Below are 20,817 nucleotides of genomic sequence, written 5' to 3' on the forward strand. Positions count from 1 at the left end.
GCATGGGAAACATCAGCCTCGAACACACACAACAACAAGCACGCGCGCTCCTCGACTCACGCATTGAATCCATCACCGACCTGGTCAAAGCAAGGCAACGCGTCACCGACCTCAAAGAGCAACTCGCTGTCGCGGAGCGCGATGATAAACGCGCCTACGTGCGCGCCACCAAAGACGGATGGTCGCCCGAAGAACTAAAGACGCTTGGACTCGAGAACGCAACTGCTGGGCGTCGGCGCCGGAACCCGCCTGGTTCTGCAGCCGATGCGCCAAACGCATGAACACCAGAAGCCGTCTTATACAACGGCCCGCCTACACCGACCATAAGCACTACTTGCCGCTCGCTATGGTTGGCTCTCAGTGACCTCCCGTACCCGGCCCTTACTAGCCGAACGCATGATTCGGGATCCGAAACTGCTGCTACGACAAGTCTGGGATCCGGCATCGTTGTTTCGCCCCCGAGCATCGTTACAATCGAAAAGGGCCCTGGGCAATCAGACAGGGCTGCCAAAGCAGAAGTAATGAAGCTCATCCAGGGTAAGCACTGTCCGCCCGGAAGTGCGCCCACGCCCTCGAGTGTGCGAGCTTTCTCGCATGTATGTTCCTGCACATCGGACCCAACCAACTGGAGTTGTTGTTCATGCCAATTGCCCTAGGGAAACGACCTTGACTAATTGCACTGCCTACCTTTTTGCCTATTTCACGGGCGAATCCACGGCCGATGGTGAACAGATCTACTTCGCGGTGAGCAGCGCCAAGATTCCCCTTTCCTTCACGCCGCTTGCAGGAGGGCAGCCAATCCTGTGTTCAACCGTCGGCAGCCGAGGAGTCCGCGATCCCTTCCTCATTCGCAACGAACTGCAGGGCGGTTTCCACCTCATCGCAACCGATCTGAATATTCATCACACCCCTGACTGGGAACGTGCCGAGCGCCGCGGAAGTCGTAGCATCCTAGTTTGGGACTCCCCCGACCTTGTATCGTGGCAAGAACCGCGGCTGATGGAAGTGGCGCCGCCCGAGGTGGGGTGCGTATGGGCACCCGAGGCATTCCTTCTACCCGAACGTAAGGAGTACGCGGTTTTCTGGTCGTCGACTCTATTTTCGAATCGAGATAACGAACGCAGCTGGCCAGAGCACTTGCGCACCATGGTCAGCTTTACCCGTGATTTCCGTACCTTCTCCGAGTCAGAGGTCTATCTGGACCTCGGGCACTCCGTGATTGACACCACCTTCTTAGAGCATAACGATCGGACATACCGGTTCATCAAAGACGAACGCTCGCGGTCCATCGAACCAGTGCATGGAAAGCACATCTATCAAGAGGTCAGCGACGACGGATTGTTACACGGGAGCTTCCGCACGATAGCCAAAGGGATTGGCTCCTCCTACCTTGATATGGGCGAAGGGCCAATTGCTGTCAACGACCTATCGGGTGACGCAAGCTACCTCCTCATTGATGAGTTCGGTGGGCGCGGTTACGTCGCATTCAAGTCGGATGATCCTGCGCGAGGTGAGTGGACGCCTGTCACCGACGCAGTGCTTCCACCGGGCGCGCGGCATGGATCCTTGCTCCCTATTACCGAAGACGAGCGCCAAGCACTCTTCAACCTCGTTTGAGCACAAGTTCAGCAGCGCAGCAATGACCAATGTGCAAGGCGCCCTTCTCGCTTGAGTTGCGCCCGGACCAGAAGTCCACTCCAATCTCTTTCCAGACCGACAGATTCATTGCGCCTGTTCGGGCGGATTAGGAGCTACGTTCTGTGAGCTGGAGGGACGGTCAACTTCGTGACGCTCCAATATGGGCAACCAGCACCATCGAGAAACAGCTCTGCACTCCTCATCAGGCATCGTTGCGGGAAGCTGCGTTCCGTTTCACCCATCACAAAGATTCCCAGCGCCTACCCCTTGGGATGTCAGTGGCGTCACGGAGAATGATGAGCTCGGCGATACGACCGTGCGTGGGGATCATGGGCGGTTACATCTTCCCGCACTGCCCGAAGCGTCGCGCCATCGCAGCATCATCCCGCTGCGCTGATTCCTTTCATTGACTCGGTCTCCTACCAGCAGTACGCGTTGCGGGGACGGTCAGATCCCGACTCTGCGACCATTATGGAAGCACCACGGCCTTACCACCTACAGCGTTCGCCTCAAGGTCGCGATGTGCCCGCACTATCTCGTTCATTCTGTAGGTAGCGCCCACCGGGACCCGGGCTTCACCAGCGGCGACAGCATCAAGAAATTCCTGCAGAACATTTGGGGGCAGGTCCGCCGCCCCACCGGAGTAGGCGGTAAGCCGCACACCGTTTGGCAGCCAGTCCATCGGATAGAACCGGTCGATCGTCCACTGATTGGACAACATGCCGGTGAAGCACACCACGCCCCCCGGGCGAACCGAGCGCAGCGTGTCGCGCATGACGTTCACTCCGACGAGCTCCACTGCTGCGTGGACACCGCCGGCGATCAACTCCCGTACACGAGGAGCGAGTTCCCCGTCATCAACGAGTACATGGTCAACGCCAACGCTCTCCAAAAGCGACCGACGCGACTCTGAACGAGTAGTGGAAAGGACCGTCATTCCGCGGCGCTTGGCGAGCACCGCGATAGCTAGACCTATCGAAGAAGTGCCACCCCGTATCAGCAAACTATCCCCGTCTCGGGCTCGGATCCCAACAGTTAGGGAGCCGTAAGCCGTCTGAATCATCTCTGGTATGGCACCGATGATCTCCCAAGGCAGATCGCTGTCGAACCCGATGACCTGAGATGCCGGAACAACGACGAATTGCGCATACCCGCCGTCGAAGTCCCGACCCATGCCGCCCATTAGCGTGACCACCTGCTGCCCGCGAGAAAATTCACCGCGGGGCGACTCCTCAACCAAACCCACCGCTTCAATTCCTGGAACACGGGGAAAGCTACCGCTATGGGCCAAACCTTGGCGGAAGTGCAACTCAGATCGGTTGAGTCCGAAGGCTCTAACCCGGATCAACACCTGTCCCGGCACAGCTCTGGGCCGAGGCAGCTCACGCAGGCGCAATACTTCCGGACCCCCCGGGGCCTCCACGACGACAGCTTGCATCATCTCGCTCATGGTGCCCCTACAGCCGAGGAGGTGAGGCGCGCACTGAGACGCTGGATGGCCGAAATCAGGGCGCTCACATTCTCGCCCGCAAGATGTTCATCAAGAACCTCCTGCAGCGCCTGGATGCCAAGAGCTAGAGCTTGACCGCCCGCGGGGCTCAGTACGATGAGCGAGGACCTGCGATCGGAAGGATTTGGCTGCCTTCGAACGAGCCCCTCCCGTTCGAGCCGATCTGCTAGCTTGCTCGCTGCACCGACGGTGATGCGAAGCTCCTGTCGCAGCTCCTCGACGCGGCTGGACGGTGAGTAGCGTTCAATCACCCTCAGCGCAGACAACACCGCAAGCGAGGGAGCACCAGAATCCCTCAGCCGGTTATCAACTACGTTCCATAGGTCCGTCTCGTATCGGACAACAGCGTCGAAAAAGTCCATAATCAAAACCTTCACATCTATCAGGCAGCGTATGATCCCGGAACTCGATGGGCACCTGCCTGAGCTTGGAAGCATCTACCATCGAAGCCCACCCTACCATGTGCATTCCAGGGAATATAAATGTCAGGAATCTTTCGATGCGAGGGGCTTGTCGTATGCAAGAAGTTGACGAACGAGCAGAGTTGCGCCGAGCGCGTCAGGACTATCCACTCTGTGTCCTGGTCTGCCTTCTGATGGTGGCAGTTCTGACCGATGGCCCAGCACGCCGCCCCGCGGTGATTGCGGGTGAGAGAAGGTGCCCGGGCAGGAGGGGTCCTGCCCGGACAATGTGAGCGTTGGTAAAGGTCTTAGGCGTACGTGCCGGCGTTGTGCCGGGCCTGCTGGAACGCGTCCCAGGCGACGTAGCTGCCGTCGAGTTCGATGACGTTGTATCCGGCGCGGCGCAGCGCGCTGGCGGCCACGGAGTTCCGGACCCCGGACTGGCAGTAGGTCACTATGGTGCCGTCAGTGGGGACCTCGTCGAGGCTCCACATGAGGCGGCCGCCACTGAGCTGATGGGAGCCCGGAATGTGCCCGGCGGTGTGCTCTGTTCGATTGCGCACATCAAGGACCATGGCGGCGTCGAAGCCCTCTAGTTCCTCGGGCTGGATAAGCTTCGGCGTGAAGCTGGGGAGCCCTTCGACGTTGGTGACGTAGCCGGCAACGTTATCGATGCCGACACGGACGAGGTGGTCCCACAAGTTCATGGCCTGGTCCTGGTCCTGTGCCAGCAGTACCAACGGGTTTTTGTCGGTTTCCGGGTTTATAACCCAGGCAGCGTAGCTGGCCACGGATTTGCCGGCTGGCACGTTCAAGGACCGCACCACCGTGGCTTCGTGAACACTGGTGTGGGGGCGGGTGTCGATGAAGGTCAGGGCGTCCTGGGCGAGGCCTGCGGCAACAACGCTGGTGGCGAGCTCGGGCGGCGGGGTACGTTCGCCTATGACGGCTGGGCCTTCACGGTTTTCCCGCTTCATCCTCCCGAAGTAGGCGTGGGCATCGGGCTGGCCATCAAGCAGTTCGCCGATGAAGCCAGCCTCGTCGTTGGCGGCGAGGTAGGGACCCCACCAGGAGTAAAGCCGCTCGTAACCGACGGTTGAGGAGGGGATGGCTCCGAGAGCCTTGCCGCAGGCACTGCCGGCGCCGTGCGCCGGGTAGACCTGGACGTAGTCCGGCAGGGTCAGGAACTTATCCCGCAGGCTGGCGAACAGTTGTTTGGCACCTTCGAAGCGGGTGTCTACGCCACCGGCAGCCTCATCCAGCAAGTCCGGCCGACCTAGGTCCCCGGAGAAGACGAAGTCACCGGACAGCAGGTAGCCGGGCTTATCCGAAAATGCACCATCGGTTACCAGGAAGGACAGGTGCTCGGGGGTGTGGCCGGGGGTATGGACGGCCTGGATGTTGATGTTGCCGATCGTGATTTTGTCACCGTCGTAGAGGCGTTCGCCGTCGAATTCGTACTGCCAGTCCGGACCGCCCTCGCCCGAGACGAAGATCTTCGCCCCGGTAGTTGCTGCGAGCTCACGGGTGCCGGAGAGGTAGTCGGCATGGATGTGGGTCTCGGTCACCGCGACGATCTTCATGCCGTGCTTTTCAGCCAGTTCCAGGTACACCGCGATGTCGCGGCGGCCGTCCACGACCGCGGCGGTGCCGTTGGCCTGGCAGCCGATCAGGTAGCTGGCCTGAGCGAGGTCTTCATCGTAGATACGCTCGATGAGCATCTGTGTTCTCCTTCGGATAAGGGGTGGAGGGGAGGTATTCGGCAGGTGGATGTGCCTGGTCGTTCAGCCTCAGGGACTGCCGCCTGGTGCGCTTGACGTTCAAGCCAGCGGCCAAGGGTCGGCGTGCTGCGGGCTGGCGGCGCTCTGTCGGTAGTAGTACATAGGTGACGGGTGACCGTGGCGGTGCCGGCACCTGAGGACAACAGGGCCTTTTGCCTTGGCGATTGAACTGTGGTGTAGGGCTGGCTGAACGCTTCCTTCAAGGAGCTGATGTCGTGGTGTTCTCCTTGACGGTGTACTGCAGGCTAAACGGGTGAGGGCATGCTGCGACGGCCACTGCGGTTACGCAGGGGGCAGGAACTGACGAAGAACCAGCAAATTCCAGCCGTGGCTGCAGTGAAGCCCGCGACGCCTGCTGCAGTAAACCACCGCAGGTCTGCCGGGACCTGCTGGATGAGGACGAAGGTTCCCATGGCCAGGACGAACCAGCCGAAGGTCTTGCGCAGCATCACTTCCGGGATGCGCCCTGCCAGTTTGGAGCCGGCAAGGGTGCCGACGATGGCCGCGGCAGTCACGCCTGAGGCGACGAACCAGTCGAGCTGGACGGTGGTCAGGTATCCGCTGAGCCCCGCGAAGGACTTCATCGCGATCACCACCAGGGAAGTGCCCACGGCGACCGGCATCGGCAGGCCGCCAAGGAGCACCAACGCCGGAACCACCAGGAATCCACCACCCGCCCCCACCAATCCGGTGATGAGCCCTACGACTGCTCCATCCAGCAGGACCTTGCGAAGGGGCAGTTCACGCTTGACCGGCGCCGCATCGCCGTCGCCGGCCTTCTTCTTCCAGCCGCGAAGCATGGCCATGGAGGTGGCCACCATCATCGCAGCGAAAGCTATCAGCAGAATCTGACCCGGGATGTGTCCACCCAGCAGGCCACCAACGAACGCGCCGACCATCCCTGCGGCGCCGAAGATGAGCCCCGTCCGCCACATCACTCTTCCACCCCGGGCGTGGCTGAAGACGCTTACCGCGGAGGTGACGCCGACAACAAACAGCGAGGCCGCGATGGCTTCCTTGGCCTCGAACCCTGCCACATAGACCAGGATCGGCACGGTCAAGATTGATCCACCGCCGCCCAGGACCCCAAGCGAGAGCCCGATGACCACCGAGAGGGCAAGGACTATCATCAGGACCGCGGTCATTAGGCCGCGGCATCCGTACTGGTGTTGTTGGCGGTGGGCAGGGTCAGGATGGCGCTTTCACGGGTGGGTTCCGTTGCGGCCTTGTTCCACGGCATCGCCGAAATGGCCCGGCCCATGATGCAGGTATTGGTGGCGGCCGAGAAGGTCAGGCCGGTCCCGATGAAGCCGGCGAGCATCCGGATTTTCGGGGAGACAAACTTCCCACCTGCCAAACCCAGGATCACCAGCGATCCTGCTGCGAGGCGGACTTGGCGTTCCAGGTCCCAACGGTCCTTACCCTTCACGACCTCTCCGCTGGCGGCCGCAAAGCCGGACACACCGCCGGTCAGGACATAGACGGATTTGATCCCGAACTTGCCGAGGCGCTGGCGTGCCTGCTCGGCCCGAGCCCCCGACTGGCAGACCAGGACCACGAGAGAACCCAGCCGGGCCGCGAGCTCCTCGGTGTACTCGGACAGCAGCGGCAAGGGCACGTTGTAGGAGCCGCGGATATGCAAGGACTCGAACTCAGCGGCAGAGCGCACATCAATGAGCACGAGGTCCTCGTGCTGATCAATCCAGGAGCGCAGAGCCTCCGGAGCAACGGCAGCTGCCGTAGAAGGGGAAGTCATAATTGGCCTTTCAAAGTTCATCGGGCGGATACCCCACCGAGTATTGCAATACCCCCGGGGGTAGTCAAGACACCCCCGGGGGTATAACATGGAGTAAAGCTGACGACCCTTGGAGGCACGCCGTGGAACTTAACCCCTCAGAACTGACGCCCGTGATCAACCGCCTTAAACGCGCCCAAGGCCAGTTGGCCGCTGTCACCCGCATGCTCGAAGAAGGCAGGGACTGCAAGGACGTCGTTATTCAGCTCGCCGCCGTATCTAAAGCGCTCGACCGGGCCGGGTTTGCCATTATCGCCACAGGTCTGGAGCAGTGCATCGTCCAGAAAGACGCATCATTGGACAAAAAGGACCTCGAAAAGTTATTCCTCTCCCTCGCCTGACCAAAATCAAGCTGGAGCTAGTCAGAGGAGAACCTTGACGTCCTCGCTCAGACAACCAACCCTCTCCGAAGCACCTGAGCACGATAGTGGCTGAGCACAAGTTTGCGAAACACTTCGCAGAGAATGGATGTAGGGAACCGGATGGGGAGGCTGATCGGGTATGCCAGCCATGCGATGATCTTTTGAGGCAGCGCAATCACCCGGGATCTGGACTACCGCAAGACTTTCGAACCGTGGAAGCCGCTGACAACCCATGTGATCACGGCGTATATCCGCCCCTCCTTTCGAAGCCCGTGTTGGCGACGAAGTGCTCGAGTGGCACACCCGGTGAAGTACGACCAATTTGCGGCAAGAACATCCTCACCAAATGCCTTTGGCGACAGCCGAGCGCTTCGCTCACCTAATCTCAGCGATGAGGACCACGGTCAAACACAATGAGACGAGTGGCCGAGCGACTCCTTCCATGACCACGATCACAACCCAGGAGTCTGTGCACGACTGCAAAAGACCCGACCTAAGCGATCAACTTGAAGATGACTGCAACGCCGGGGAGAGTAAGCGAACGCCTCGCGTGACCTCCAAGTGGCAAATCAGCCAAGGCTGGTGACGCATCACCACTATCTAAACTTGTCTCGCGAAAGCCCCTGCTCGGATGAGCCCGTTGCCCACGACAATGTGAGCAGGCTCCGGGTCGGTCTGTACCGGCCCGGAGCCTACTCAGTCGGTGCGGGAGCTATCGACCCCGGCTGATCTCGATGATGGACTTATCGATGTTGCCGGCCTTGTCAGTCGCCCGGATTTCCACCCTGGCATCCTTTCCGCGCGGCTTGATGACGCCGTCGTAGGGTGCCCAGTCGGTGTTCTGTCCATTGGCTCCTGCCGGCCAGACTAGACGGTACTCCAGCAAGGCCAGACCCGAGACGCCGTCCTCGGCGGACAGAGTCACATGCTGGGAGGTCGGGTTGATCTCGTGGGAGACCTTGGGCGCTGCTGTGTCGATCTTGAATGTCGCAGTAACTACCTCAGATACATTTCCGGCCGCGTCAGTCGCCCTGGCTGCCACTTCAACCTCGCCCTGCTCGGTGATACGGAGAGGCTCGCCATAGGCCTGCCAGTCGCTTTCGTTGACGGAGTACTCCAGCTTGGGATCGGTGTCGACCTCGTCGGTCGCTTCGATCGTTACTAGCGGGGATTCCGTATGCCAACCGGCCTCATTTGCCTCTTTGTCCAGGGTGAGCGCCACAGTCGGTGCCACAGTGTCAGCAGGTTCTGATGCTGCCACCAGGGGCGTCACACCGATCTTGTCAATGACCGGGGCGAACCGGGAGCGAAGCAGGAGGTCCTGGTTCGTATCTGAAGCGTAGGTTTTGCCATCGAAGTTAGGCTTCTCCTCCGACTGGAACACAAGGGTGTTTGTGCCTTCCTTCAATTCAACTGGGAATTCCAATTCCCAGAAGTTGTTCTCATGGAAACTGTGCGGGAAGCCCACACGAGTCGCCTTCGCACCGTTAACGGAGACGTTGGCGAAGCGGGCCAGAGGATCCGGGTTGTAGTGCGTGGACGGCGACTGCTCCGGGTTGGAGTAGCGCACGGTAATCATTTGTGTTCCGGCCCTCTCGGCTTCCACCTGCACCTCGAGGGTGTTGGTGTTGCCCGGTTCCCCACCGATCTGTGCGATCGCCTTGCTGCCGCTCGCCAGGGAGAGGTCACGCACCTCCGCGGAGCCGTTGATCTTACCGTCTTCCGCCTCAACCCAACGGGTTTCAAGCGCCCCCTTCGTGTCGAGGACTACGAGCCGGTCGGCCGTTATCCCGTCGGTAGCGCCCATAAGCTCAACCTTGTTCACACCACCGCGCAGGAAGACCGGAAGCTCGGTGGCTCCGCTCACGCCGGCAACTTCGGCGTCATTGACCAGGAGTTTGGCCTGGCCCTTGCCTATGGCGTCCAGGCGCAATGTCTTCTCACCAGGGGCATCCGAGTAAACCCAGAACGTCGACTTGGAACCGGTTACAACAGGAACGCCGCCGGCACCGGATACGCCGCCGAGGGAGTAGTCAGGCGTGGTACCTGAAAGTTCCGCGAACTCAGCTTCGTAGGAACCGAAGGGAACCTCCGGGTTAGGCAGTGACAAATCGATCTTGTCGATGATTACGTCACCCTTGGTAGCACCACCTTCCAATCCCTTCGCAGCGAGGCTGATGGTGTTCTCACCGGCCTTGAGTTCCACCTTCGTGTCCTCGTGGTCCCACACAACCCACTTGTAACCCAGCGGCATGAAAAGCTCTTGTTCAGCAGCGTCGTTCACGCGCAGGAAGACGTTTGTGGGTCCTTGCTCCTGAACTGCTTCGAAGCGGTTCCAGGAGCTGCCGAAGATACTCAGATCGTAGGTTCCCGCCTCAGGCACGGTGACCTTGAAGTCGAGTTCGAGACTGCTGCCGGTGCGGAGGCCTCCAACATCGCGGCTATTCGAGGTGAAGAATCCCCACAGGTTACTAGGGCTGCCCTCGGGGCCGTTGAGGAACCGAGGCTCGCCGGTGAACGCGGCATCCTCAGCTTCGAAGGTTCCATTCCAGAGCGTCTTGGAAGCCATCGTCGTGTCAACGTTGCCACCCGGTGACAGGACCACGTAGTAGGCCGAGGAATCCTTCAGCGCTGGCAGATCTCCCTCGCCGAAGGCCATGCCGACGGAGCCGTTCTCCGACACCGTCAGTTCCAGCTCACCGACCTCGCGAGGCTCAGCGGAGTCGCCAAGCTGTCCGGTCCATGGGATTTCCTTGACCACCGCGTGAACCGATCTGCCGAACGACTCGGGCACATCATTCACCTGGATGAAGGCACCGCCGGACTTGCCGCCGAAGAGTACACGAGACTGCTGCTTCTTCTCGTCCAGCGTTGCCAGGCCTTGGAGGGTGTAACTGACGTTCGGGTTTGGCGGGACTACCTCGACCGTGTTGCCGCTCATCTGTGTGTAAGCGTTAAGCAGCCACCATTGGCCGTTGCCTCGGTTGGCTTCAACGGCGGAGTCGTTCAGATTACCGTCGATGTTCCAATATGCGAGATCAGCATCGACTTTGCTGTCCTCGATCGATGAGATCCACTGGACCATTTGCCCCGGTACGGAGGTGTGGTAGTTATGGGCGTATTCGCTGATGTTGATCGGCAGGTTGGTGCCCTCATACTCCGTGCCTGCGAAAACTCGATCTTCCATGCCGCGGTACTTGGCCACGTTCTTGCGAATACTCGCTGGATCGGACAGCTCATGCCACATCGTGACATCGGGAACGGTCTTGGATGCGACCGTGTGCTTGAGGAAGCCTTCTACCTGGTTGTACAGGATGCTGGTATTGGGGCCACCGATGCGTGCTTCAGGCAAAACATCCTTGATGATGGCATGTGCCCGGTTCCAAGCGTCGAAGAACACGTCGGGGTTGTTGAGCCACGACACCTTATTACACGACCACTCTTCGGTACCGAACATGTTGCCTTCGGGCTCGTTGAACGGTGCGAAGACGACGTTGTCCTGAAGTTCCGCCGGCATCGACTTGACCTGCTCAGCCTGTGAACGGATTTTCTCGAGGTAGGTACTAATTTTCGCTTCGCAGGTGTCACCCGGCCATTGGTAGGGGAATCCTCGGTTGATGTCCGTCATATAGATGTAGACGTCTCCGTCGGAAGCTTCCGCTAGCTGCGGAAGGATCTCCAGCGCATCGGCTCCAGGATGCTGAGGGCCGTCCTGTGCCTTTGTTGCAACCGTGCGCAGGTTGATCCCGTCCACCAGGTTGGAGTTGGGAACGTCCTCCCCGTACAGGCCATACAGGCTGCCGGAAGCGCCGCCCATGAACTCTCCCGTGTCCTTGCCGAGGTTTACGGTGAGATCGCCCTCCCCACGGACTGTCACCGTCGCTATTACGGAATCAGTGGCACCGGGCACCGTCCCCTTGACCTGGAAGGAGCCTCGCTTTGCGTACTTCGCCGGATCGATCGTCTCCCAGGTGACTGCGGCGTTGCGGATGATGCCATCACTGAATTCGGCGCGGACACCTGCAGGCATGCTTGGAGCGGTTCCCGGGACGGTGGTGAGGGCGATGGTCTTCTGCAGAAGAGATGTCGGCATGGGTGTTTCGCCGTCGTACTCCTGGGTGTAGAGATCGGAGACCTCTTGAGGGGTCAGCGCGCCGGAGTAGATCCGAAACTCGTCGATTTGACCGTCGTAGTACGGGTGGCTCCAGAAGGCTCGTCCCAAGTACCCCGAGCGCGGGTTGTTGGTGCGGTAAAAGGTCGCGTCCAGGTCGATTTCAGCCTTTTCTCTGCCGACTTCTATTCCATTGGCGTAGAAGATGATCGACGACCCGTCCATCACCGTAACCAGGTTGACCCACTGTCCGGTCGGAAGCTTCTGACCGTTACCGACGCCGACTTCCTTGTTTCCGTTAACCGGCTTTATATTCGAGCGCAGCTCAGAGCCGCCGAAGGAAGGGGAAATGAACTGGGCAGCCGTGTTGTCGCGTCCCAGATTGTAAATCCACTGGAAGTCGGCCCCGCCGTCCCAGCGAGTCCAGACAGACGAGGTGATGGCATCCTGGCCTTTGAAGACCCCGTTGGGAATATCCACGTAGGCGGCTGTGGTCGAATTTGCGGCGCCGCCGGGAAGATCCAGTGCCGAGGACCCGTCGGGGCCCTTCGCTATACCAGCTGCCTGGGGGCGGACGAGCGTGCCATGAAGCCCGTTCGCCGACGAGTCCTTCACAACTCCACCGGCGATGCTTTCGAAATCGTAGTGCAGAATGAGCTTTTCATCCGGCGGTACAGCGGCGGTTGCTGGCGTCGCTATACCGACGAACGAGGCACCGAGGGCGGAAACGGCTGCAAGGCAGGCGACCCTCGCGCGCCAGGGGCGAGCGGTTGAGATCATAATTTGTCTCCTTGATCATCGTTGATCTGTTCTACTTCAGGAAGAAAGGCCGAAGGCCCGGAGGCGGTGCAGGTTATAGGTACTGTTCTCCTTCCAACCGTCTTAACCGGTTAAGTTCAAGGGCAAAAAATATTCCCAAGAGTGGCTCTGTTCTCACTAGGCTCGCCCTATAGACCCGCGGTCTACGAGTAGTGGGGCATGCAGATGGATGATCGGGCTAAGAGAATTCTCATCGGCGACCCGCGCAACAAGTCGGTCAACAGCGAGTTGCCCGATGGTCTCAGGAACCGTATCGATGTAGGAGACCCCGGGCGAAAACATTCGCTCGAATGACTCTGAGTGGAGACTGAGGACAGACAAGTCATCGGGAATGCGCGTAGCTCTCTGATTGATGACGGTGTGCACCGCCGCAGCGCATGCATCACTGTGAATCAGCAGAGCAGTCGCGTCCGGGAAGCGGTCCAGCGCGGAGTTCAACCTGTGAGCCGCTTCCGGCTGCGCCGCAGCGCCCGAATGAGTGACGAGCTTTATTCCTCGGTAATCGGCGTGCGCAATAGCCGTATCCCGAAAGCGCCAGGAGTATCCGGCTCCCCGTTCGAACACGTGCGATGGAGGCGTTACGAGGATGACCTCCGCGTGGCCGGCATCTGCTAACGAATCCACAGCCAGCCTAGCAGCGGCCTCGAAATCAAGATCGATTACGTCAAGGCCGTCGCTATAGCGCGGAACACCAACTAGAACACCTGGCTGACGGGCTCCCTTCAGCGCGGCCACCCGCGGATCTTCGCTCAGTACATCCAGGAGCACATACCCATCCACCATTCGAGAGCGGGAAATCTTGTCGATAGCAGAAGGAGCGTCATGCTCAGTGATGAGCAAGGTTCGCAGCCCCGCCCGTCTGGCCGCTTCGGTCACTGCGAGTACATAACTCATCATCGCCGGAGTGAATTCATCGGCCTCAAACTCGACGAGCAATCCGATCACACCAGTACGGGCCGTAGCGAGGGCCCGCGCTCCCGCGTTCGGCGTAAAATCTAACTCCTTGATTGCAGCCTCGACGCGTTGCCTCGTCTCAGAGGAGATGCCTGGCCTCCCATTAAGGACATAAGAGACGGCGGCGCGGGAAACCCCGGCAAGCTGGGCCACATTCCCGATAGTTGGACGAGGAATATTCTGTGTGGTCATGCTTGAACCCTTCGCGCTGAACCGGTTAAGTAGAACAATATGCGGTAAGTGTGATTTCAGCAACACTTCAAGCTCCTCTTCGCGCGCCACACACCGCCCCGCTTGAGAGGGAAGGCTCTCTCTAACGCTCCGTAATCCTCGACTCGCGCATGCGGACGTCCACCCAGGAACGCTCTGAGTAGAACAAGCAAATGTCCGATACTGCAGTTGGACTCTTCACGCCTCCCCGATTAGCACCCAGTCCATTGTCAGTTCAGGTCCAAGTTCGTTTCCTAGGGCGCACATATGATCAGGGATCATTCCCGTAGGACGGCGGCCCCCTGGGACCTCCATGGGATCCGCCCACAATAAAGCCCGATTAAGGTGTGACATCAACAAGGTGGTTCTTGTATTGCAACTCTAGGGTTACAACACACTAGGAAGAGACACCACCACTCCCCCGCTGCTACTGCTCTGTCCATGTCTTGCTGCCCTGTCTCCTAAGTCGGGTTGCAAATCCTGACTGCGAAGTAGGTTGCGAGACAATTGAACACATGAGGTAGAGGAGCAGGTTAGGCAAGCTCATTGGGTACGCGCGGGTCTCAACTCGCGCCCAGGACACCGACCGGCAAGTCGCCGACCTCGACTCACGCATCGAATCCATCACCGCCCTGGTCAAGGCTAGACAGCGCGTAGCCGACTTGAAGGAGCAGCTTGCGGAAACTGAGCGTGAGGACAAGCGCGACTACGTCCGCGCTACCAGAGACGGCTGGAGCACCGACGAACTGAAGAAGCTCGGACTCGAGAACGCGGCCGCCGGCCGCCGCCGCGCAACCAATCGCAAAGCAGCAGGCACCAGTTCCGAAGCACCAGACAGCGGCCCTACGGAAGGCCCGCAGAGCTGACGTCCAACAAGGTGAAGTTGGGAACTAAGACAACGAGCCTGTCCGTTCTGGGTTGGGCCGAAGGGTGCCAGAGAAAGGCGGTTTAGGTAACCTTCACGCTCCGAGGGTGAAACGACCGCCTATGCACCAAGTAGTCGATAGTCAGGTCTTGCCTAGATCCTCCGGCGGCTTCGGGTCTATGGCTTAGCTATGGGTTGCAGATAGCCCCGAGAACCGACTCACATGATTCCGCCGGCTCGGGGATGACTGCTGATCCAATGATGTAGATGTTTTTTTCATCTGCAACAGCGACGGCAACCATAGCCGGGTTGGGATAAGGAGCGTTGATCAGATTTGCGCAAGAATCTTCAATAGCAGTCGCTACACAAAAGTTGGACAAGCTCATGATCGGGTAAGGACCGCCTTCTTTGCTCCACAACCTTCCGGAGGGGTCCCCCTCGCTGGCAAAATAAGTCCTCGAATCGAGAGAGACACTTCTACTTTCGCCTGGATCGTCCTCATAGAGGAAGTACCAATGAAGTACAGTCGACTCGACGTCCTGCATGTGATCAACCTGAACCCGGGCATACATGATGACATTCTCGGTGGAGTCCAATGGAATGCGCTTCACTGTCAAAGCGGCTTGCAGAGCGTTGCCTGCCGGAGGAGTGTATGACGGCGACGGCGCCGGTGACACCGGAGCTTCGGCCGTGATGCTAGGAAGTAGCGGCTGTAGGATCGTCACGGACAGTGCGACACACGCCAGTGATAGGACCGTACAAGCAATTTTTAGCCGACGGATCCGCCACGCAAGCTTCCGGTCTGCAGCAATCTGCATGTCCGCGATGGCACGGGCTGCAATGTTCTCGCTCACTTATCACCTCTCCTCTGATGCATCTCCTGTTGCAACATCTTGGATAGCTTTCCAAGCGATTCGTTGAAGTGCTTGACGCACCGCATCTGTTTCGGCTTGTGCCATCAGTTCCATACAGCGTGTTCCGATGGCAGTCGCGGCCAAGATGGCTGACTCGCTTCTTTTTGCTGCCTGCTCGTATTTACGTGCTCGCCAGGCCATGACAAACCTCCACCGGTGTAGCTCCCGGTGCCAACACACCCATACAGATGAGCTTTTCCGCCACCGGCAGCATAGACAGACCCCACTTCGTTGCCATTGCGGCTCGGATCTTTTCCTGTGCAGAAGTGCCGGTCAAGACCGCTGCTACCTGCAGGTAGCCGGTTAGATAACAGTGATCCTTGGTGAAGGCACCCGGCATCTCGATATTGGTCATCCCGCGCTTGACCCTCAAAGCGATGTTGACTGCCTCTTCACGTCCGACATGAGGTGCTAGGGCTTCAACTAGTTCTGTTGCCCCAACCTGAAGACCGAGATGCACGGCGATTGCCCGGGCCGCATATCGCCGCATCACGTCTGGTTTCTGTACGCCCAGTTGGTGTTCCCACCAGATCGCCAGTCCTTCCTCTGTTGCGGTGCTATCGTTTCCTAGCTTGAGGTGGCTGAGGGTCCCTTCCTGCCGGTGAGCATTCAGTGCGCGAACAACATGCCCGCCTATCTCGTGCACTAGGAGTCGCCGTACTTCATCCTGGTTGATGCTGAGGTCCTCCCTCACCAAGACTTGGCGAGTGGACTGACGGACCATCACGGCGGCCTGTATCGAGCCGATTGCAACAGTCCAACCGTTTGTAAGAGTCGACAACTGTTGCTCGAAGGCGGAGACCACCTGATGGGTGCTCAGCTTCACCTCCGAAGCAGACGTTGGTTCGTCATGATCAGCAAGGATGGAACGAGCAACATTCAGGGTGTCCCCCGACGGCTGACCATAGTGTTCGAGGCTCCACCGAGTTACTGGCTCGTTCGTTCTTAACTGGTGGAGTTGACCGAACGCATTGCAGCCCGCCTCCGCAGCTCGTAGCTGGGCCATAACCGCTTGTTGTGCGGGGTGTTCTGACTTTTCTACCATCGGGTACAAGTTGCGGATCGCTCTCGCACCTTCATCAGCCGGTACATCGTCGTACTCTAAGGAGCCTTTGTAGGGTCGTGCCGTCGCCAGATCCTTTTTGACGTCGGCGATGTTGAGCGGACGGGTCCAAGTGATAGGTGAGAAGAAGCTAAGCGCTTTCTGCACGCTTGACTCAATGCGCTTACCTTCAGCCAGAGTCCACTCCGATTGCAGCCCATCAAAGAATGCCTGAGCGGTCGACGTGGAAAGCGCGGTGTCGGCCGAGGTTTGACTCTCACAAGTGCGGCGTTTACCGAGCTGGCTTACTGGATTATTGCGCTTCATGAGTTTGATAGCCCTCTCTGAGTCATTGCATCAGCGGCGCGAAGGATTTGATCGCTAACGGAATCGGCCAGACGATCCACCTCTGGTGAAGAGGACTGAAGACGCTCAAGTCTCTGTTGAGTCATCCATTGCTCGCGCTCCCATGTGTCCAGTCGCTGCGTCGCGCCGTCTATCACGGACCTCAAATCAGTAAGAGATTGCACTAATGCTAGGTCCTTCGCTCCCACAGCTTGGAAGTAGGCGTGATCCATCTTCTCTCCTTAGGTAGGGCGGTAGGCTGCGATGCCCACCGCCCTACCTGGGTTATCGCTTCTGTTTTTGGATGGCAGCTGCAGCAACTCGACCAAGCTCGGAGGCGAGAGAATCCGTAAAGTGAAGAATGTCCTCCGCCGATTTCTCATACTGAGCCTGGGCAATCAACTCATCACGACGGTTGATCACCCTCGCTACTCCATCCTGAGCAATCTCGGCAAGCTTGGTTGCATTCTGGATTGATGCGGCTCCCAAGGCTGCCTCACCCTGCTGCTTACGTAGCTCCTCATCAGTCACGTGCTCAATGTGCCTACTGCGTTTCACATGTTCGAGCTCTTGATCTGAAAACTCACGTGCGATTCGCCAGTTACGACCGAAGGGAACCACTCCGGTATTCGCGCCACCCAGCAACTTCGCTGGGCTGTCATTCCTGCGCGGCGTAATTTCACTCATTCCAGTTCCTTTCCCAGTACTGCCCGGATGTGATTACTGTCGCTCTGCGCCCGCTCGACCTTGCGTCGGCTAACTTCCATAAGGAAGCTGTCCCTAGCGGCAGATCTCCGATCTAGTTGCTTAATCGAAGCTTCCAGCGTCATCAGGTGTGCCTGTGACCTACGAAGTGATGCCTCCGCTTCGGACTTTCGCGCCTGTGCCTCCACGAATCGCCGAACTTCCGCGGATTCCTCAATTTTGAGCCGTGTCCGCCGTTCCCATTCCTTCATCTCGCCTCCTTGGTACTTGGACAAGATCAACCTATGTCGCCGACATCCCGTCCAGGTTTGAAGTGCGATTTTGTGATTGGTTTCCACGCGGCTTACGCCGCAACGGGCGATCGCCGTCGAGCTTGAGCGAGTCATGAAACTGGGCAACGGGGCCGTTCAAGAAGTATGTGTTGGCCGGCCGCACCGGAAGCCGGCCATTGGTGAACAAGTAGGCCAGCTGGTACGCGGCTTTCAATCGGATGTCACCGATGACTGGATGTTCGAAAAAGTCGGCGCTATCAGCGAATTTTTCCGGCGCGTTCCGGCCGCGGGTCGGCCACCATTCCATGTCGCGGGAAAACTGGAATACCTCGCCGTTCCCGAACTCACGTTGTCGTACGGTTTCCTCAATTTGATTGAGAACTTTCTCAGTGTCTTCGGCTGCTTTGGGATTGATAAGTCCCTGACCAACCCGCTGGCGCGCTACCCAGTACTGCAGTGTTGACCACGTTGGTATGAGCAGTACCGGCAGAAGGGACTCGTCAAGCAGTAATCGTTTGCCCTCCTCGCTATTGGCCAGGGATTGCAAGTAGGTGCCGACGAATAGGGTTGGACTTTCCGTTCCAGAAGCGGTTCTGAATGCCCTGCTGGCCCGCTCGATGGACTGCCTCGCAGATTCTTGGTCGCGTATGCGCACCAAGCTGCCAGTCACGCTTCCCGCGCTTTGGCGCAGGGAGATTACGTTCCATCCAAGCGCCCTACCGATCAGATGTGCCGTAGGGACAGGGGAGGCCGCGGGTGGTGCGATGAAGAGAATCTTCTTAGCCCAAGCCTTCTGCCCGGATCCGTTGACGTACTCGAACAGATCAATGTCCGGACTTTGAGGCCGCGATTCGCGAAGATCAGTTTTTACCGACGCTGATTCCACGTAAATGTGCCGAGGTCCCGGACGCGAGTCACCTACTAGTGGTGCTGCCAGTTTCCCGTCTAGCCCATAGACGTTGAAGTGTCCTTCAGCTCGTGGGATCTCCATCCGATGTTCAAGCTCTACTCGTTCATACGCGCCGGCCATCACCTCTGTGCTGGGCTCCCGGTTCCCGAGATGCCTTTTGAGGAGTTTTTCTCGCGCGGAAGCGGAGGGAATCAGTCGGCATACTGTGGCGTTGCCGCGCCTCTCCCGTTCGGCCAAACGTCGATCCCAAGATGCCTCGGGAGTGGGGCCTAGCCAGACTTCAAATTCGACGGCGTGATACCCGATGTGTCGATATTTTTTGGTTCCTACGGGGATATCGAAGACTCTCGCCCTCCAACGAGCGAGATCCTCCACAGTAGAAGTGCTCGTTCGAATGGTGTGGGCTCGGAGAGCGCTTATGAGCTCGGCCACGCCTGAAGCTGTTCGACGGGTTTCACTGAGGGCGCGCTCAAGACGTTGCATAAGGAGCCAACCTGGGGTTAGTAGCGGTGAATCGATCAGGTCGAGATCGTCAGGAGCTACATATCCGAGATCGACGAGCTGCTCCACCAATGGATAATCGATGATCTGCGCGACTTCGAGAAGAGAACTAATGGAGGGGGAACTGCAGGTTGAGTCTGCTGCTGTCCATTTACGCAGTTTGTGAACGATGCTCGAGTCTTTGTCTGGCATCACTGCGGCAACGGATCGCAGTTGTTCTACCGACGTGCCCGCTTGTTCTCGGATTCTTTGTCTCCAGGGCGAATCAGCAGGCAGCTGCCTACGTCCGCTCTCTGCTTCCGACCTGTTCACCGAATATCTCTTCCGCATCACTCCCCCTGGGGTAGACATTGAGGAAAGTATGCGCCGAGGCTGCTCCCGAAGGGGCTGCTAGGCGGAGTGTTACAAGGGCGGCACCCTCTCACTCCGCCTGCCGCCTTATTTCACTCGCCCGCCGGAATTAGTCTGATTGCCGTTCTTGTCAAAGGTCGCCCACAGGTGATCATGTCCAGGGCCATCAGGCTTTCCGTTCCCGCCCTGATACACGTCTACACGGCCCCCTCCATCCGTGGTCACTATCTTGCGACCGTTCTCCCATCGAATGTGGGTTTCCGAACCCTTACCCGCAACCGGAATACTGCCCATTTTCGTCCCTCTTATCGGTGATTCCGCCAGCAGCGCTCCGCTGCCTATGGTCTCAGCATTGCTCGGACTTCAGTTGTGATGGGACAAGTTTCAATATTGGGATTGCTTTCTCCGCAAGTGCTCTTTCACTAGATCCAGTTCCCGTATCACCTGCGCGAAGAAATACCCCGCAGAGGTGGGGTCTGCATACTTTTATCTCGCAACCGAAGGGTTGCAACACACCAGAACGAGACAACACCACCCCCCCCCCCCCCCCCGCCCCCGCTACTCCGACTGTTCTAACCGCAGTGGTAGAAAGGAGCAACACGAGGGGTGAAAGTAACAAGCTCAGAGGACATCATGGCAGAAACAGGATCAGCTTCACGCACGGGCGACTACACAGAAGTCCACAAGTGTTCCGGCTGCGGCAAAGCCTTCTGGAGCAAACAGAGCTGGAACCGAGTTACCGTGACCTGCCCCCATTGTGCCCGCGACAACTAACCTTCGCGTGCAGCAGCTCACACTCTATTCAAAGCGCCGCACTGGGCAGCAGTATGAGAACCCTGAGGTTGTTTTCTAGGCATACTCAACATGCCCTGCCTGTGGCAGGGTTCTAATAAGGGAGCGCAACGTGGCGCCAGACAGCCGGGAGAACCATGTCGTGGCTTAGCAGATTTTTCGCCGGACCCACTAACGAAGACGCCATACAGCAGGCGGCGACAGTGCCAGGTAAGCCCGCGGGCAGGCCTGCAACTGACCTTTCTCAGCTGTTCGCCTTGTGGACTGACCCGCCAGCCCCAGCTCCGTCATCCGAGTGGGAACGGCGGTTGCATAGATACGCCCAGAAGTGCGCAGCCCAACTCGAGGATGCAAGAGTTCCGCTGTTCCAATCTCAGTGGCCGAGGAACGGGATCGGCACCTATGCAGGTGCTTTCTGGTTGGTGGCCGTCGACGTGGAGCAGGCGGACCGAACTTGGCACCAGAATGTCATATCCGATCGCCGAAATTCCCAAGGGAGGGGCTATCCCCCCGCACCGATGCAGGGCGAACATACGGGC

At 58.8% G+C, this 20,817-nt stretch carries 15 protein-coding genes; 4 read left to right on the forward strand and 11 right to left on the reverse strand.

The genetic code is table 11. The features are described from left to right. Positions 1–2: 2 nt before the first annotated feature. Together M1D74_RS17630 and M1D74_RS17635 are read left to right on the forward strand one after the other, a co-directional pair. Positions 3–281 carry a hypothetical protein gene (locus M1D74_RS17630; RefSeq protein WP_458117263.1) on the forward strand — a complete coding sequence of 93 codons (279 nt, stop codon included), beginning with the start codon at positions 3–5 and terminating at the stop codon, positions 279–281. Positions 282–666: 385 nt separating this feature from the next. Then, positions 667–1,617, forward strand: coding sequence for a glycoside hydrolase family 43 protein (locus M1D74_RS17635; RefSeq protein ID WP_458117264.1), 951 nt, complete (start codon positions 667–669; stop codon positions 1,615–1,617). Between the two features lie 490 nt (positions 1,618–2,107). On the opposite strand, the gene M1D74_RS17640 is transcribed toward M1D74_RS17635, so the two are convergent. The 5 genes from M1D74_RS17640 to M1D74_RS17660 form a co-directional block, all read right to left on the reverse strand. Next, entirely contained in the window at positions 2,108–3,088 is a 981-nt protein-coding gene (locus M1D74_RS17640) for a zinc-binding alcohol dehydrogenase family protein (protein WP_458117265.1), read from the reverse strand. Then, positions 3,085–3,510 (reverse strand): MarR family winged helix-turn-helix transcriptional regulator, encoded by a 426-nt coding sequence (locus tag M1D74_RS17645; protein WP_458117266.1) that lies wholly within the window; start codon positions 3,508–3,510, stop codon positions 3,085–3,087. Before M1D74_RS17645 ends, M1D74_RS17640 begins: the two co-directional genes overlap by 4 nt. Before the next feature lie 347 nt (positions 3,511–3,857). Further along, on the reverse strand, positions 3,858–5,270 hold the full coding sequence (locus M1D74_RS17650) for an MBL fold metallo-hydrolase (RefSeq protein ID WP_458117267.1): 1,413 nt from the start codon (positions 5,268–5,270) through the stop codon (positions 3,858–3,860). 305 nt (positions 5,271–5,575) lie between these two features. After that, positions 5,576–6,475 carry a sulfite exporter TauE/SafE family protein gene (locus M1D74_RS17655; RefSeq protein WP_458117268.1) on the reverse strand — a complete coding sequence of 300 codons (900 nt, stop codon included), beginning with the start codon at positions 6,473–6,475 and terminating at the stop codon, positions 5,576–5,578. Next, positions 6,475–7,086, reverse strand: coding sequence for a rhodanese-like domain-containing protein (locus tag M1D74_RS17660; protein ID WP_458117269.1), 612 nt, complete (start codon positions 7,084–7,086; stop codon positions 6,475–6,477). Before M1D74_RS17660 ends, M1D74_RS17655 begins: the two co-directional genes overlap by 1 nt. Positions 7,087–7,208: 122 nt before the next feature. Here M1D74_RS17660 and M1D74_RS17665 point away from each other — a divergent pair, with 122 nt between their 5' ends. Beyond that, positions 7,209–7,466, forward strand: a complete 258-nt coding sequence (locus M1D74_RS17665; RefSeq protein ID WP_458117270.1) for a metal-sensitive transcriptional regulator — start codon at positions 7,209–7,211, stop codon at positions 7,464–7,466. 733 nt (positions 7,467–8,199) lie between these two features. Here M1D74_RS17665 and M1D74_RS17670 read toward each other — a convergent pair. Together M1D74_RS17670 and M1D74_RS17675 are read right to left on the reverse strand one after the other, a co-directional pair. Next, a complete protein-coding gene (locus tag M1D74_RS17670) occupies positions 8,200–12,378 on the reverse strand; it encodes an OmpL47-type beta-barrel domain-containing protein (protein ID WP_458117271.1) in 4,179 nt (1,392 codons plus the stop codon). A gap of 156 nt (positions 12,379–12,534) precedes the next feature. Next, complete coding sequence (locus M1D74_RS17675; protein WP_458117272.1) at positions 12,535–13,563, reverse strand: LacI family DNA-binding transcriptional regulator; 1,029 nt, start codon at positions 13,561–13,563, stop codon at positions 12,535–12,537. A 680-nt stretch (positions 13,564–14,243) separates the two neighbouring features. Here M1D74_RS17675 and M1D74_RS17680 point away from each other — a divergent pair. Next, positions 14,244–14,447, forward strand: a complete 204-nt coding sequence (locus M1D74_RS17680; protein ID WP_458117273.1) for a hypothetical protein — start codon at positions 14,244–14,246, stop codon at positions 14,445–14,447. Between the two features lie 187 nt (positions 14,448–14,634). Here M1D74_RS17680 and M1D74_RS17685 read toward each other — a convergent pair whose 3' ends face one another. From M1D74_RS17685 to M1D74_RS17700, 4 genes are all read right to left on the reverse strand, one after another. Beyond that, positions 14,635–15,300, reverse strand: a complete 666-nt coding sequence (locus tag M1D74_RS17685) for a hypothetical protein (protein ID WP_458117274.1) — start codon at positions 15,298–15,300, stop codon at positions 14,635–14,637. A gap of 181 nt (positions 15,301–15,481) precedes the next feature. Next, on the reverse strand, positions 15,482–16,729 hold the full coding sequence (locus tag M1D74_RS17690) for a tyrosine/phenylalanine carboxypeptidase domain-containing protein (protein WP_458117275.1): 1,248 nt from the start codon (positions 16,727–16,729) through the stop codon (positions 15,482–15,484). 303 nt (positions 16,730–17,032) lie between these two features. After that, positions 17,033–17,434, reverse strand: a complete 402-nt coding sequence (locus M1D74_RS17695; RefSeq protein ID WP_458117276.1) for a hypothetical protein — start codon at positions 17,432–17,434, stop codon at positions 17,033–17,035. Positions 17,435–17,734: 300 nt separating this feature from the next. Beyond that, positions 17,735–19,327 (reverse strand): hypothetical protein, encoded by a 1,593-nt coding sequence (locus tag M1D74_RS17700; RefSeq protein ID WP_458117277.1) that lies wholly within the window; start codon positions 19,325–19,327, stop codon positions 17,735–17,737. Positions 19,328–20,817 lie beyond the last annotated feature (1,490 nt).

Source organism: Arthrobacter sp. D2-10, from assembly GCF_054161285.1.

Bases quoted from the DNA above. Each gene is read 5' to 3' on its own strand.
- M1D74_RS17645 (WP_458117266.1), bottom strand. From the start codon at position 3,510: ATGGACTTTTTCGACGCTGTTGTCCGATACGAGACGGACCTATGGAAC.
- M1D74_RS17700 (WP_458117277.1), bottom strand. From the start codon at position 19,327: ATGCCAGACAAAGACTCGAGCATCGTTCACAAACTGCGTAAATGGACA.
- M1D74_RS17655 (WP_458117268.1), bottom strand. From the start codon at position 6,475: ATGACCGCGGTCCTGATGATAGTCCTTGCCCTCTCGGTGGTCATCGGG.
- M1D74_RS17630 (WP_458117263.1), top strand. From the start codon at position 3: ATGGGAAACATCAGCCTCGAACACACACAACAACAAGCACGCGCGCTC.
- M1D74_RS17690 (WP_458117275.1), bottom strand. From the start codon at position 16,729: ATGAAGCGCAATAATCCAGTAAGCCAGCTCGGTAAACGCCGCACTTGT.
- M1D74_RS17670 (WP_458117271.1), bottom strand. From the start codon at position 12,378: ATGATCTCAACCGCTCGCCCCTGGCGCGCGAGGGTCGCCTGCCTTGCA.
- M1D74_RS17640 (WP_458117265.1), bottom strand. From the start codon at position 3,088: ATGAGCGAGATGATGCAAGCTGTCGTCGTGGAGGCCCCGGGGGGTCCG.
- M1D74_RS17660 (WP_458117269.1), bottom strand. From the start codon at position 7,086: ATGACTTCCCCTTCTACGGCAGCTGCCGTTGCTCCGGAGGCTCTGCGC.
- M1D74_RS17650 (WP_458117267.1), bottom strand. From the start codon at position 5,270: ATGCTCATCGAGCGTATCTACGATGAAGACCTCGCTCAGGCCAGCTAC.
- M1D74_RS17675 (WP_458117272.1), bottom strand. From the start codon at position 13,563: ATGACCACACAGAATATTCCTCGTCCAACTATCGGGAATGTGGCCCAG.
- M1D74_RS17695 (WP_458117276.1), bottom strand. From the start codon at position 17,434: ATGAGTGAAATTACGCCGCGCAGGAATGACAGCCCAGCGAAGTTGCTG.